Genomic DNA, 12,839 nt, shown 5'->3' on the forward strand with positions numbered 1-12,839 from the left:
ACGCGAAGCCCGGGCGCGCGGCGCACCGTTCAGGCTCGCGCGACGACGTCGATGCGCAGCGCCTCGCCGCCCGCCGCGATCGCGAGCAGCCGGTCGACGTTCGGATGCGCGCCCGGACGGTCGCGCGCATCGGCGGTGTGCTCGGCGAACACCGCGAGGCCGTGCTCGGCGGCGTCGGCGTCGAGCGCGCCGAACGTCTCGCGCAGATAGTGATACACGGCCAGCGAGCCCTGCTTGCCCGGCTTGTTCTCGATGCTCGCCACCACCGCGCCCTTCGCGTCGACGAGATCGATGCGCTCGATGCCGTCGATGGCGGGCAATTGGGCGAGGTTGTCCTTGAATGCGCGGGTCGGCTGAATCACTGCTGTCACTCCGTATGGTCGGGGAAAAGTTCGGCGGGGCGTATCTTAGCCGATCGCGTGCGCATGCATGACGCATACGCGGCATACGCGGCGCGAGAGCGGCTCATCGGCGGGCAGCTCGCCGACGTCGCCCCGATGCGCGTCGCCCCCATCCGCAAAGCATCCGGAACACGTCGTTCGCGCCGCCGCGCCGCTACGCCGCGGCCGCCCGGATCGCGCGCTTGAGCGCGTCGAGCGTCCGGTCGCCCGCCATGTCCTGCCGCGTGACGAGGCACACGGCCGGCAGCGCGAAATCGAGATCGATCGGCAGGATGCGGCACGCGCCGCCGTGCGCGACTTCCTCCGCCAGGTCGCGCGGCAGCATCGTGACGGCTTCGTCGTTCGCGGCCAGCACGGCCTCGATGACCGTCACCGACGTCGTTTCGACGAGCGGCTCGCCGATCAGGACGCCGCGCCTGACGAGCATCTCGTCGAACGCGCGCCGCGTCGGCGTGGCCTTCGGCGGCAGGACCCATTGCGCGCCGGCGACCGCGTCGATCGTCGCGCCCCGGCCCTTCGGAGCGCGGTAGCCGCGGCTCGAAAGCAGTACGGGCTGCTGAACGTAGAGGACCTCCTGCTCGATCTCGCCGGCGCTTTCGTGCGTGAGCCGCGCGATCGCGCAGTCGATCTCGTGACGCCGCAGCATGCCGACCACCGTATCGGTGTCGCCGTCGCGCACCGCGAAGCGATAGTTGAATCCGCGCTCCCGCAGCGCATCCATCGCTTTCGTCAGGATGCCGTACGCAATGAAATGGATGACGCCGATCCTCACGACGCCGTGAAAGCCGTCCTCGATCGCCGTGAGATCGCCCGCGAGATTGCGCAGATCCGCCAGGAAGGCGGCGCTTCGCGACACGAGCATGTCGGCGGCCGGCGTCGGCACGAGCCCTCGCGCGGTCCGCTCGAAGAGCGCCGCGCCGACGATCTCCTCCAGTTCCTGCAACGCCTTCGTGATCGCCGGCTGGCTGAGGTTCATCTCGTCGGCCACCTTGCGCAGCGTGCGATGGCGATGAATCGACGACAGCAGCACGAAGTGCCGCGCTTTCAGCCGCTGCGTCAACGCGGCCAACAGCTGCTCGTCCCGGCTTCGCATGGCGTTTCCATTTGGTTATCGCGCGTTCAGTATATTTCAACGCCGAGTTATATGGCCGAACTAGTATCGGGCTCACAGGTGCGGCACGCACCATGACTCGTGACTTGGAGGTCAGATGAAACTGTGGCTCTTGGGCACCGGCACGCCCACGCCCTCAACCAGCCGGATGTGCTCGGGCTATCTCGTCGAAGCGGGCGGCGACTACATCGTGTTCGATCACGGATTCGGCTCGCACCATCGCCTGCTCGAACTCGGCGTTTCCGCGACGCGCATCTCGCATGCGTTCTTCAGCCATCACCACTACGATCACATGGGCGACTACCCGCGGCTTCTGCTCACGCGGTGGGATCAGGGCGCGGGCAGAATCCCGGAGCTGAAGGTGTACGGGCCGCCGCCGCTGCGGAAAATCACCGATCGCCTGTTCGGCGACGACGGCGCTTTCGGCCCGGATCTCGTTTCGCGCACGGAGAACCAGGCGAGCATCGACGTGTATCGCGCGCGCGGCGGCGAAGGCGCGCGCGCGCGGCCGCAGCCGGTCGTCACGGAGCTGTCGCCGCTCGCGACGGTTACTGAAAACGAATGGACCGTGCAGGCCGTTGCCGTGAATCACTTCGCGCCCCATCTCGTTTCGTACGGCTATCGAATCGATCACGACGGCCAGTCGATCGTGTATTCGGGCGACACCGGCCCGTGCCCGGCGCTCGATCGGCTCGCGAAGGATTGCGACGTGCTCGTGCACATGTGCCACTACCTGAGCGGCACCGCGCCCAGCAGGACGTTCGCCGCTTTCACGGCCGGCCATCTCGAGGTGGCGCAGGCGGCCCGGCAGGCGAACGCGAAGAATCTCGTCATCTCGCACGTGACGGAGCAGTTCGACAAGCCGGGCGTGCGCGAGCGCGTCATCGTCGAGATGAGCCGGATCTACAGCGGCAACATCTTCTTCGGCTCGGATCGCATGGAGATTCCGGTATCCGGACCTCAGGCGAGCAAGCTCGACTAACCGCCGACCGGCGGCGGCGCGGGCCGCCCGCATCGCCGCCATCCACCTTCGGGGCATTTCGTGAATATGCTAGAGCAATACGTTCGGCCCTCCGCCTGCGAGGCAGACATGGCGTCCATCCGGCCCGTCGAAAAAAAGGCGATCGCCGCCGCCGTCATCGGCACGACGCTCGAATGGTATGACCTGTTCGCGTACCTGTACTTCTCGGTCACGATCTCGAAGCTCTTCTTTCCGCATTCCGATCCGCTCGTCTCGCTGCTCGCGACCGTCGGCACGTTCGGCGGCTCGTATCTCGTGAAGCCGCTCGGCGCGCTCGTGCTCAGTTCGTACGCGGACCGGGTGAGCGCGAAGGCCGCGCTCACGCTCACGGTGACGCTGATGGGACTCGGCACGGCGATGATCGCGCTGACGCCGACCTATTCGTCGATCGGCGGCGCCGCGACGGCCGTGATGGTGATCGCCCGGCTCGTTCAGGGTTTTTCCTCGGGCGGCGAATACGGCTCGGGCATCACGTTCATCGTGCAGCGCGCGCCCGCCGCGGATCGGGGATTCTACTCGAGCTTCCAGATCGCGGCGCAAGGCTTGACGTCGGTGTTCGCGGGGCTGACGGGCGTCGTCATCTCGGCGTCGCTGACCTCGGAGCAGATCCTGCACTGGGGCTGGCGCATCCCGTTCTTCATCGGGCTCGCGATCATTCCGGTCGCCGTGTACATGCGGCGCAACGTCCCCGAGGTCAACGACAAGACGATCGCGCCGCGACACGCGACGCCGGTGCGCGAAGCGATCCGCGAGCATCCGGCGCTCTGCGTGCTATCGATCGGCACGTTCGTGCTCGTGTCGGTGTCGTCATATGCGCTCGCCTACTATCTTCCGACCTATGCGGTGCGCACGCTCGGCCTGCCGCAGACGAGCGCGTTCGCCGCGACCATCCTGACGGGCGTGGTTCAAGCCGCGTTCTCGCCGGTGTTCGGCCGCCTGTCGGACCGATTCGGGCGGCTGCGCGTGATGCGCACCGGCGCGATCCTGATCGCGCTGATCGTGATCCCGGCGTTCGAGTTCGTCGTGTCGCATCCGGGGATCGCGTCGCTTCTGATCAGCCAGTTCGTTCTCGGCCTGCTGATGACGTCGTATCAGGCGCCGATGCCCGCGCTGCTGTGCGACCTGTTTCCGCCGTCGATCCGCACGGTGGGCGTGTCGATCGCGCACGACTTCACCGCGGCGACGTTCGGCGGCTTCACGCCGTTTCTCATCACCTACCTGATCGCGTCGACCGGCTCGAAGATCGCGCCCGGCTTCTACGTGTGCGGCGCCGCGGTCATCAGCCTCATCTGCATCACGCGCGTGACGAAGCACGCTCGCGCCGCGGCCGCGCGTTGCGCATGACGAAGCGGCCGATCAGCGGCCGGGCCCGCCCGGCGGGCCCAAGGAGACGGAAATGGAAAAACGCAAACTCGGCGCTGGCGGCCTGGAAGTGTCGGCGATAGGCTTCGGCTGCATGGGGTTGAGCGCGGCCTACGGGCCGGCGCCCGGCAGGCAGGACGCGATCGGAATCGTGCGGGCGGCGTTCGAGCGCGGCGTGACGTTCTTCGACACCGCCGAGGCCTACGGCCCGCACACCAACGAGACGCTCGTCGGCGAGGCGCTCGCGCCGTTTCGCCGCGAGGTCGTGATCGCGACGAAGTTCGGATTTCGCGACGGCGAGCTTCGCGCGCGCCCGGACAGCCGTCCGGCGCGCATCCGGGCGGTCGCCGACGCCGCCCTGACGCGCCTGCGGACCGACTACATCGATCTCTTCTACCAGCATCGCGTCGACCCGGACGTGCCGATCGAGGACGTCGCGGGAACCGTGCAGGATCTCATCCGGCAAGGCAAGGTCCGGCATTTCGGGTTGTCGGAAGCCGGCGCGCAGACGATCCGGCGCGCGCACGCGGTGCAGCCCGTCGCCGCGCTGCAAAGCGAGTTCTCGCTGTGGTGGCGCGAGCCCGAGACGGCGATCCTGCCGACGCTCGACGCGCTCGGCATCGGCTTCGTTTCCTTCAGCCCGCTCGGCAAGGGCTTTCTGACGGGCGCGATCACCGCAAGCACGACGTTCGGGCGCGACGATCCCCGCCGCGCGTCTCCCCGCTTCGCGCCCGGCGTGCGCGAGTCGAACCTCGGCGTCGTCGCCCGGCTCGACCAGATCGCGCGGCGCAAGCACGCGACGCCCGCCCAGATCGCGCTCGCGTGGCTTCTGGCTCAAAGGCCGTGGATCGTTCCGATTCCCGGCACGAGCAAGCTGCATCGTCTGGATGAGAACGTCGACGCGGCGGCGATCGAGCTGACGCCGGAGGATCTTCGCGAGATCGAGCGCGCGCTCGCGGGCGTCACGGTGCACGGCAACCGGTACTCGAACGAACGGGCGACGCTGATCGATCGGCATTGAGCGTGCGCGGCGCGCAACGTCCGCGCGAACACGCGGTGCGTCCGCGCTTGCCGCGCCGCCGCCGAGCGATCGCGTTCGATGACGCATGCGCCGCGATCCGTGATCGCTCGGGCGCGCAAGCGCGCAATCCCCGGGCGTGCATGCGCGCGAGCGGTTGCTGCCGGCCCGCCCGGCGAACGTCCGCCGGACACGAACGGCGCTGACGCCCAACGGTTGGCGCGCAGTCGCCCGCGTCGAGATCCGCGTCGCGCCGAAGCGGTCGACGGGCGTCGTGCGCGCGAACACCGAGCGCGCATCGAGAACGCCGACCGCATCCAGACCGCCGCGCGCAAGCCGCGTCTTCGGCGAGTTGCAGCCGAATGCCGCGAAAATGCAGCCGAAATGCAGCCGAAATACCGTCGACAACGGGCGCGCCGGCAGGCGGACCACACCCACCTTCGCTCGCGCGCCCGGCTGAGAACCGGCTTCCCCACGCGCGATCGCGCGCGTTTGCGCGCGGCCCGACACGATGATCCGCCCGCCCGCGGCATCAGGCATCGACGCCCGTCGGCCTCGCCGATCGCCAAGAAGTGGCGGCCCGCCCCTCGCCAACGTGTAAACTGCTGCCTTTTTTCGAAACTGACACTCGTGGCATGGTGCAAGCCCCGCAACATGGAGCGCTCGGCGGACCGGCGCTGATCCGCTTGCTTGCTCGCCTGGCGGACGCCGACGTGCCGGAATCCAGGCAGTCGCTGTCGGACCGGCTGAGCCAATGGCTCGCGTGGACCGACGCGATCGCGCTGTCGTCGGCGCTCGGCATGAGTCCGCCCGCCGCGGCGGCCGGCGCGCGCGCCGACGGCGACGGCGACAACGCAAGCGGCCAATGCGCGCGCGTGCGCGCGTCGCTCGCGAAAGCGATCGCCCGCACGGGCGCGCTCGCCGCCGGACGCGACAGCGTCGCGCCGTCCGCCGCCCGCGACGCGGCGGCGGACGCGCCCGCCGATTTCACGCTTTTTCGCCACGACTACCTGTCGATGCAGCAGGCGATGGAGATCGACATCGGCGACCTGCGCGGCCGCCTGCGGCAGACGATGGCCGCCCGCACGCCCGCCCTCGCCCGGCTCGCGGTGCTCGACGCGACGATGGAGCGCGCGCTCGCCGTGCGCGAGCGGAGCCTGCTCGCGTGCGTGCCGAAGCTGCTCGGCGCGTATTTCGAGCGCCTGCGCCGGGCCGAGCAGCAACGCCTTGCCAACGCCGAAGCCAACGCCGCCGTGAACGCCGCCGCGGCCACGCCGGGCGCGTGGCTCGACGCGTTCCGCAAGGATATGCAAAGCGTGCTGCTCACCGAGCTGGAAGTTCGTTTTCAACCGGTCGAAGGGCTGCTCGCCGCCCTTCGCGCCAGCTAACCGGGCCCCCATGTCCAGACATCACGTTCATCTCGTTTTCTTTTTCGCCGGTCTCGCCGCGGTCTGCTGGATCGGCGCGGGCTATGCCGCGTCGAATCCGCTCGCGCTCGCCGTGACCATCGTGATCGCCGCCTGCTATCTTGCCGGCGCGCTCGAACTGCGCCGCTATCAGCAGGCCACGTCCACGCTCGCGCACGCGGTCGCGGACCTGTCCGAGCCGCCGTCCGAATTGCGGGCGTGGCTCGAACGGCTGCATCCAAGCCTGCGCCACGCGGTGCGCCTGCGCGTCGAAGGCGAGCGCGCCGCGCTGCCGGGCCCCGCGCTGACGCCGTATCTGGTCGGCCTGCTCGTGCTGCTCGGCATGCTGGGCACGCTCCTCGGCATGGTCATGACGCTCCGGGGCACCGGCGCCGCGCTCGAGAGCGCGACGGACCTGCACGCGATCCGCGCGTCGCTCGCCGCGCCCGTCAAGGGGCTCGGATTCGCGTTCGGCACCTCGATCGCCGGCGTGTCCGCGTCCGCGATGCTGGGCCTCCTGTCCGCGCTTTGCCGGCGCGAGCGGCTCCAGGCCGCGCAGGCGCTCGACGCGAAGATCGCGACGACGCTGCGCGTGCACTCGCACGCCCATCAGCGCGACGAGACCTTCAGGCTGCTGCAGCGGCAGGCCGACATGATGCCCACGCTGGTCGATCGGCTGCAGACGATGATGACGACGCTCGAGCAGCAAGGCATTGCGTCGGCCGAGCGGCAGATCGCCGGCCAGCAAGCGTTTCTCGGCAAGGCGGAAGAGACGTATGCGCGCCTCGCGTCGTCGGTCGGGCAGTCGCTGAAGGACAGCGCCGCCGAGAGCGCGCGCGTGGCCGGCTCGGCGTTGCAGCCCGTCATGGAAACCACGATGGCGGCGCTCGCACGCGAGACGACCGCGCTGCACGACGCCGTCGCGCAGGCTGTCCAGCGGCAGCTCGACGGGCTGTCGGCCGGCTTCGACGCGACGGCGACGAACGTCGCGAACGTCTGGCGCAACGCGCTCGACGAACATCAGCGCTCGAGCGACGCGCTCGCGCAGCGCCTGCACGGCTCGGCGGACCGCTTCGTCGAATCGTTCGAGCAACGCTCGGCGGGCCTGCTCGACGGCGTCTCGGCGCGCCTCGACGCGACGGCGGGCAGCGTGTCCGCGGCGTGGAACGACGCGCTGTCGCGTCAGGAGCGGGCCAACGAGACGCTGGCCGAGCGCAACCGGCAGGCGCTCGACGCGGCCGCCGCGACGTTCGAGCAGCACTCGGCCGCGCTGCTGCGCACGGTGGGCCAATCGCATGCGGATCTGCAGAAGGATCTGGCGTCGCGCGACGAGCTGCGCCTGGCCGCGTGGACCGATTCGCTCGCAACGATGGCCGCGAAGCTCGGCACCGAATGGGAGCAAACGAGCGTGCACGCCGCGAACCGGCAACAGGAAATCTGCGACGCGCTCACGCAAACCTCGCGCGACATCTCCGCTCAAGCCGCCGCGTTCGAGCAACATACCGCTGCGCTGCTGCGCACGATGAGCGAATCGCATTCGAACTTGCAGACGACGCTCGAATCGCGCGATCAACAACGCCTGACGACGTGGACCGATTCGCTCGCAACGATGGCCGCGAAGCTCGGCACCGAATGGGAACAAACGAGCGCGCACGCCGCGAACCGGCAACAGGAAATCTGCGACGCGCTCACGCAAACCGCACGCGACATCTCCGCTCAAGCCGCCGCGTTCGAGCAACATACCGCTGCGCTGCTGCGCACGATGAGCGAATCGCATTCGAACTTGCAGACGACGCTCGAATCGCGCGATCAACAGCGCCTGACGACGTGGACCGATTCGCTCGCAACGATGGCCGCGAAGCTCGGCACCGAATGGGAACAAACGAGCGCGCACGCCGCGAACCGGCAACAGGAAATCTGCGACGCGCTCGCGCAAACCTCACGCGACATCTCCGCCCAAACGCAAGCGCATGCGCGCGACACGATCGCCGAGATCTCCCGGCTCGTGCAGGCCGCGTCGGAAGCGCCGAAGGCCGCGGCCGAAGTCGTCGCCGAGCTGCGTCAGAAGCTCTCCGACAGCATGGTCCGCGACACCGCGATGCTCGAGGAGCGAAGCCGGCTGCTCGCCACGCTCGAAACCCTTCTCGATGCGGTCAACCACGCGTCGACCGAGCAGCGCACGGCCGTCGACGCACTCGTCGCGACGAGCGCCGACCTGTTGCAACGCGTCGGCGCACAATTCACCGAGCGGATCGACGCCGAAACCGGCAGGCTCGGCGCCGTCGCCGCGCAGGTGACGGGCAGCGCGGTCGAAGTCGCGAGCCTCGGCGAAGCGTTCGGCGCGGCCGTCCAGTCGTTCGGCGAATCGAACGACACGCTCGTCGCGCATCTGCAGCGCATCGAAGCCGCGCTCGACAAGTCGCTCGCGCGCAGTGACGAGCAACTCGCCTATTACGTCGCGCAGGCGCGTGAAATCATCGACCTGAGCATGCTGTCGCAGAAGCAGATCATCGAAGACCTGCAGCGCGTCGCCGGCCGGCAGGCATCCGTCGGAGCCGAAGCGGCATGAGCGACGAAATCGACGGCGGCCTCGAACAGACCGCGCCGATCTGGGCCGCGTTCGGCGACCTGATGTCGGTGCTGCTCGGCGCGTTCGTGCTGATTCTCGTCGGCGTGATCGGCGTGCAGCTCGAGCTGTCGTCGAAGCTCGACGCCGAGGTCAGGCAACGGCAGATGGAAACGCAGCGCCGCAAGACGCTCGAACAGGCGCTGGCGGGCCCGCTCGCGGCGGGACGCGTGACGCTCGTCAACGGACGCATCGGCATCAGCGGCAGCGTGCTGTTCGCGCTGAACTCCGACGAGCTGCAGCCGGCCGGCCGCGATCTGCTGAAGAGCCTCGCCGGGCCGCTCGCGGCTTACCTCAGCGCGAATCACGAGATCCTGATGGTGAGCGGCTTCGCGGACGACCTCCAGGTGCGCGCGGGCAATCGCCGCTTCGCGGACAACTGGGAGCTGTCGGCCAAGCGCGCGCTGACGGTGACGCGCGCGTTCATCGACGAAGGCGTGCCGGCGGCGTCGGTGTTCGCGGCGGCGTTCGGCTCCGAGCAGCCCGTGAGCCCGAACTCGGACGATACGGGGCGCGCGAAGAACCGGCGCGTCGAGATCGCACCGGTTCCGCGGCCGACGGCCGGCGACGGTGAACGCCATGAATGACGCTGCGGCCCGCGCGCAAGAAACGCTCGACGCATGGCGCACGCGCGGCGCGGATCGGCTCGACCCCATGCGCTTTCGCTTCATCGATGCGCTGCGGCGGCGCGCGGCCGACCACACCGGCGACGCGCGCCGGATTCTGGATGCGCGGCTGTCGGCGCTGATCGATGCGTACGCGGACGATCTTCGGCGCGCGTCTTCGGCCGCCGATGCGGCCGAAGACGCGGCGTCGGCATTGGAATCGGCATCGGCTTCTGCATCGGCTTCTGCATCGGCTTCGGCTTCGGCTTCGGCTTCGGCGTCGGCTCCGGCTCCGGCTCCGGCTCCGGCTCCGGCTTCGGCTCCGGCTCCGGCTCCGGCTTCGGCTTCGGCTTCGGCTTCGGCTTCGGCTTCGGCTTCGGCTTCGGCTTCGGCTTCGGCTCCAGCGTTGACGCCGGCATTGGAATCGGCGTCGATGCCCGCATCGACGCCGACGCCTGCGCCGCCCGCACCCGCACGCGGGCCGCTCGCCGCACTGCTCGACTACATCGGCGGCCAGGCGCGCCCGAACGCGGGCGGCCCGTCCGCCGGCGCCAATGACGCCAATGACGCCGCGAACCGCAACCGCCGCGCCCTTCGCGCGGAACCGGACATGCTCGACTACTTCCGGCAAACCTGGTCGAAGGTCAGCGCGGACAGCCAGTTGCTCGCCTCGCTCGAACAAGTGCCGAAGAACGCCGGACCGCTCAATTCGAGCAGCCTCGTGCACCGGTCGCTGTCGCTGATGCGCGAGCTGTCGCCCGAGTATCTGCGGCAGTTCCTCTCGTATGTCGATGCGTTGTCGTGGCTCGAGCAGATGAACGGCGACGACGACGCCGCGAGCGGCGACGCGGCGCGCGCCGGAAGCGCCGCCACGAAGAAGGGCGCGCGAAGGAAATCGCGGTAACGCCGCGTTTCGGCGCGCCGCGCGAGCCGCACGAGCCGCGCAAACCGCGCCGCAGCGCGGCGCCGGCCGCGCGCCCCCCCGGAACGCTACCCGCCCGTCACCACGAACCGGCCGTCGCTCTGCAACTGCGCGTATGCGCCGGCACGGCCGGCGGTGCCGCTGTTCCAGAGCGGCCGCCCCGCGGTGTCGTATTCGACGAGATTGCCGTCCGCCTGCATCACGACCCGCGCGGCGATCTGCGACGACACGCCGTTGCTCCACACCGCCGCGCCGCCTTGGTAGGTGACGAGATTTCCGTCGCTCTGGAGCACGAGCTTGAACCGGCCGTCGCACGACACGAGCGCCGGCCCCACGGCAAGCCCCTGGTTCGGCCCGAGCGCGCCGCACGCGGGCACGCCGGCCGCCTGCGGCCCGGGATTGGCCGGCACCACGTCGGTCGCGGGCGATTCGCCGCGCACCACGCGCCCCGCCTCGTAAGCGAATCGCAGATACCAGTCGCTCGGGAGCGCGCGCCCGTCGGCATCGAGCGTCAGCCAATATCCCTGGTCGGGCGCATCGCCTCGCTTGCCGGCCGCCTTGAAGATCGCCGTCCCCTCGTTGACTTCGTCGAACATCGCGATCTTGATCGCCGACGCGCCGCTCGACACCGCGTTATACACCTGCCGCCAGAGAAATGCGCCGCCGAGCCGGGGCACCTGGTTCGCCGGCTTGTCCGGACTCGACATCGAGCGACGCCATCTCGACTTGCTCGCGCCGAAGGCGCGGGCGATACGGCAAGTAGTCCGCGTTGCGTTCGCGGCCGCGAAATGCCTCGATGCTCGCCACTGTAAAATTCTCCCGTTCTTCCGTTTCGTCATGCGCGGCGCGGGCAGACGCCATGCAGGCGAATCGGCCCCGAACGCATTCGTCTCGGTCAACGCCGATCGGGGCGCAACGTTCCCGGCTTCATCGATTTTTCTGGATTCAACGGCATCCCGAACATGACTTACTCACTCGCCACCACTTACATTCGGGAACTCGAGATCCGCAAGAGCCGGTTCATCGCATACGCGATCCCGGTCGAGGGCCGCGACGCGGCGATGGCCGAGTTGCAGCGGCTGCGCACCGAGCATCCGGGCGCGACGCACGTCTGCTGGGCGCTGCTCGCGGGCGGCCAGTCCGGGATGTCGGACGACGGCGAGCCGTCCGGCACCGCCGGCCGGCCGATTCTCGAAGTGCTGCGCCATCACGATCTCGACGGCGTGCTCGGCGCGGTCGTCCGCTACTTCGGCGGCGTGAAGCTCGGCGCGGGCGGCCTCGTGCGCGCGTACACCGACGCGATCGCCGCCGCGCTCCTCGACGCCGAGCGCATCGAGCGCATCGCGTACGCGCGGCTCGCGATCGAGACCGGCTATCCGGACGAAGCGCGCGTGCGCCGCTGGATCGAGCAGGAAGGCCACGACCTCGTCGACAGCGCGTACGGCATGACGGTGAAGCTCGTGATCCGGCTGCCCGCGAATGCGCTCGGCGCGGCGCGCGACACGTTGTTCGATCTGACGCAAGGGCGCGCCGGGTTTCCTTCAGTCGACTGACGAGCGCGAGGCCGCGCACGGAACGCCGGGCGATGCGACGGGTGCCGGCGATGGGCTTGCGCCGGATGGATGCGCGGCGCATCCCGTGCCGTGCCGCGCCACGCGGCATTTTTGCGCCGCAGCGGTCAGCCAGGGGCGTCGGCGAGCACGGAACGCGCAGTCGACGATTCGAAGCGGACATTCGGCGACGGCTGTTGCCGCTGTTGCCGCTGTTGCCGCTGTTGTCGCCTCGTCGCCTCGTCGCCCTGCGCCCCCGCCAACTCGCCGATCCACCGATCCACCAGCCTGCCAGCCCAACGATTTGCCGAATCACCGCTCGGCCGATTCGCCGCCCCATCCGCTCCTCAGTCCGTCGTCCCGTCAGAATCGATCGCACGACGGCGGGATCGATCCGGCCAACGCCCCCGCCGACGTTCCCGCCCGCCACGAAACGAATGGCCGCCGCCCCCGGTTTGCGCTATCGTGGCGTCACTTTTTCACGTCGATCCGCGCCGCCCGCGCCACGCCCATGTCCGCACGCATGAACGCGGCTTTCACCGCACTCCTCGCCGCCGCGCTGTTCGGCGCCACCACGCCGCTCGCGAAGACGCTGCTCGGCTCGCTCACGCCGTTCATGGTCGCAGGCCTCTTCTATCTCGGCAGCGGCATCGGCCTCGCGACGTTCATATTGATTCGCCGGCTCGCGCGCGGCGCCGACGCGTCGCAGGCCGAGCAGTCGCGAGTGCCGCCCGCCGAGCTTCCATGGCTCGCGGGCGCGGTCGCGGCAGGCGGCGTCGCGGGCCCCGCGCTGCTGATGCTCGGCCTCGCGACGCCG

General features: G+C 69.6%; 11 protein-coding genes and 1 pseudogene. 9 read left to right on the forward strand and 3 right to left on the reverse strand.

Going from position 1 to position 12,839, the window contains the following annotated elements; translation table 11 throughout:
- Positions 1–29 precede the first annotated feature (29 nt).
- Complete coding sequence (locus WS91_RS04380) at positions 30–362, reverse strand: DUF2322 family protein (protein WP_038747902.1); 333 nt, start codon at positions 360–362, stop codon at positions 30–32.
- Between the two features lie 193 nt (positions 363–555).
- Positions 556–1,494 carry a LysR substrate-binding domain-containing protein gene (locus WS91_RS04385; protein ID WP_059669812.1) on the reverse strand — a complete coding sequence of 313 codons (939 nt, stop codon included), beginning with the start codon at positions 1,492–1,494 and terminating at the stop codon, positions 556–558.
- Positions 1,495–1,609: 115 nt separating this feature from the next.
- On the opposite strand from WS91_RS04385, the gene WS91_RS04390 reads away from it, so the two are divergent.
- The 7 genes from WS91_RS04390 (at position 1,610) to WS91_RS04425 (ending at position 10,454) form a co-directional block, all read left to right on the forward strand.
- Positions 1,610–2,494, forward strand: coding sequence for an MBL fold metallo-hydrolase (locus WS91_RS04390; protein WP_059669813.1), 885 nt, complete (start codon positions 1,610–1,612; stop codon positions 2,492–2,494).
- A gap of 108 nt (positions 2,495–2,602) precedes the next feature.
- The gene (locus WS91_RS04395) at positions 2,603–3,877 is read left to right on the forward strand and encodes an MFS transporter (protein WP_059582203.1); all 1,275 of its coding nucleotides are present in this window, start codon (positions 2,603–2,605) and stop codon (positions 3,875–3,877) included.
- Between the two features lie 52 nt (positions 3,878–3,929).
- Entirely contained in the window at positions 3,930–4,916 is a 987-nt protein-coding gene (locus WS91_RS04400) for an aldo/keto reductase (RefSeq protein WP_038747911.1), read from the forward strand.
- A 632-nt stretch (positions 4,917–5,548) separates the two neighbouring features.
- The gene (locus WS91_RS04410) at positions 5,549–6,301 is read left to right on the forward strand and encodes a DUF3348 domain-containing protein (RefSeq protein ID WP_059669815.1); all 753 of its coding nucleotides are present in this window, start codon (positions 5,549–5,551) and stop codon (positions 6,299–6,301) included.
- Positions 6,302–6,311: 10 nt separating this feature from the next.
- A complete protein-coding gene (locus tag WS91_RS04415; RefSeq protein WP_059669816.1) occupies positions 6,312–8,888 on the forward strand; it encodes a DUF802 domain-containing protein in 2,577 nt (858 codons plus the stop codon).
- Entirely contained in the window at positions 8,885–9,532 is a 648-nt protein-coding gene (locus WS91_RS04420; RefSeq protein ID WP_059582220.1) for an OmpA family protein, read from the forward strand. Before WS91_RS04415 ends, WS91_RS04420 begins: the two co-directional genes overlap by 4 nt.
- A complete protein-coding gene (locus WS91_RS04425) occupies positions 9,525–10,454 on the forward strand; it encodes a DUF2894 domain-containing protein (RefSeq protein ID WP_059669821.1) in 930 nt (309 codons plus the stop codon). Before WS91_RS04420 ends, WS91_RS04425 begins: the two co-directional genes overlap by 8 nt.
- An 86-nt stretch (positions 10,455–10,540) precedes the next feature.
- Here the strand turns inward: WS91_RS04425 and WS91_RS04430 are convergent, their stop codons facing one another.
- Positions 10,541–11,179, reverse strand: a complete 639-nt coding sequence (locus WS91_RS04430; RefSeq protein WP_059582225.1) for a hypothetical protein — start codon at positions 11,177–11,179, stop codon at positions 10,541–10,543.
- Between the two features lie 255 nt (positions 11,180–11,434).
- Between WS91_RS04430 and WS91_RS04435 the strand changes: the two genes are divergently transcribed.
- A complete protein-coding gene (locus WS91_RS04435; RefSeq protein ID WP_059582229.1) occupies positions 11,435–12,025 on the forward strand; it encodes an IMPACT family protein in 591 nt (196 codons plus the stop codon).
- A gap of 508 nt (positions 12,026–12,533) precedes the next feature.
- Positions 12,534–12,839: pseudogene (locus tag WS91_RS04440) on the forward strand (EamA family transporter); the annotation flags it as partial.

The organism is Burkholderia sp. MSMB1498 (assembly GCF_001526245.1).
GTDB classification, from domain to species: Bacteria; Pseudomonadota; Gammaproteobacteria; order Burkholderiales; family Burkholderiaceae; genus Burkholderia; species Burkholderia savannae.

Coding starts and splice junctions, on each gene's coding strand:
- WS91_RS04385 (WP_059669812.1), bottom strand. CDS start 1,494: ATGCGAAGCCGGGACGAGCAGCTGTTGGCCGCGTTGACGCAGCGGCTG.
- WS91_RS04390 (WP_059669813.1), top strand. CDS start 1,610: ATGAAACTGTGGCTCTTGGGCACCGGCACGCCCACGCCCTCAACCAGC.
- WS91_RS04395 (WP_059582203.1), top strand. CDS start 2,603: ATGGCGTCCATCCGGCCCGTCGAAAAAAAGGCGATCGCCGCCGCCGTC.
- WS91_RS04400 (WP_038747911.1), top strand. CDS start 3,930: ATGGAAAAACGCAAACTCGGCGCTGGCGGCCTGGAAGTGTCGGCGATA.
- WS91_RS04410 (WP_059669815.1), top strand. CDS start 5,549: ATGGTGCAAGCCCCGCAACATGGAGCGCTCGGCGGACCGGCGCTGATC.
- WS91_RS04415 (WP_059669816.1), top strand. CDS start 6,312: ATGTCCAGACATCACGTTCATCTCGTTTTCTTTTTCGCCGGTCTCGCC.
- WS91_RS04420 (WP_059582220.1), top strand. CDS start 8,885: ATGAGCGACGAAATCGACGGCGGCCTCGAACAGACCGCGCCGATCTGG.
- WS91_RS04425 (WP_059669821.1), top strand. CDS start 9,525: ATGAATGACGCTGCGGCCCGCGCGCAAGAAACGCTCGACGCATGGCGC.
- WS91_RS04430 (WP_059582225.1), bottom strand. CDS start 11,179: ATGTCGAGTCCGGACAAGCCGGCGAACCAGGTGCCCCGGCTCGGCGGC.
- WS91_RS04435 (WP_059582229.1), top strand. CDS start 11,435: ATGACTTACTCACTCGCCACCACTTACATTCGGGAACTCGAGATCCGC.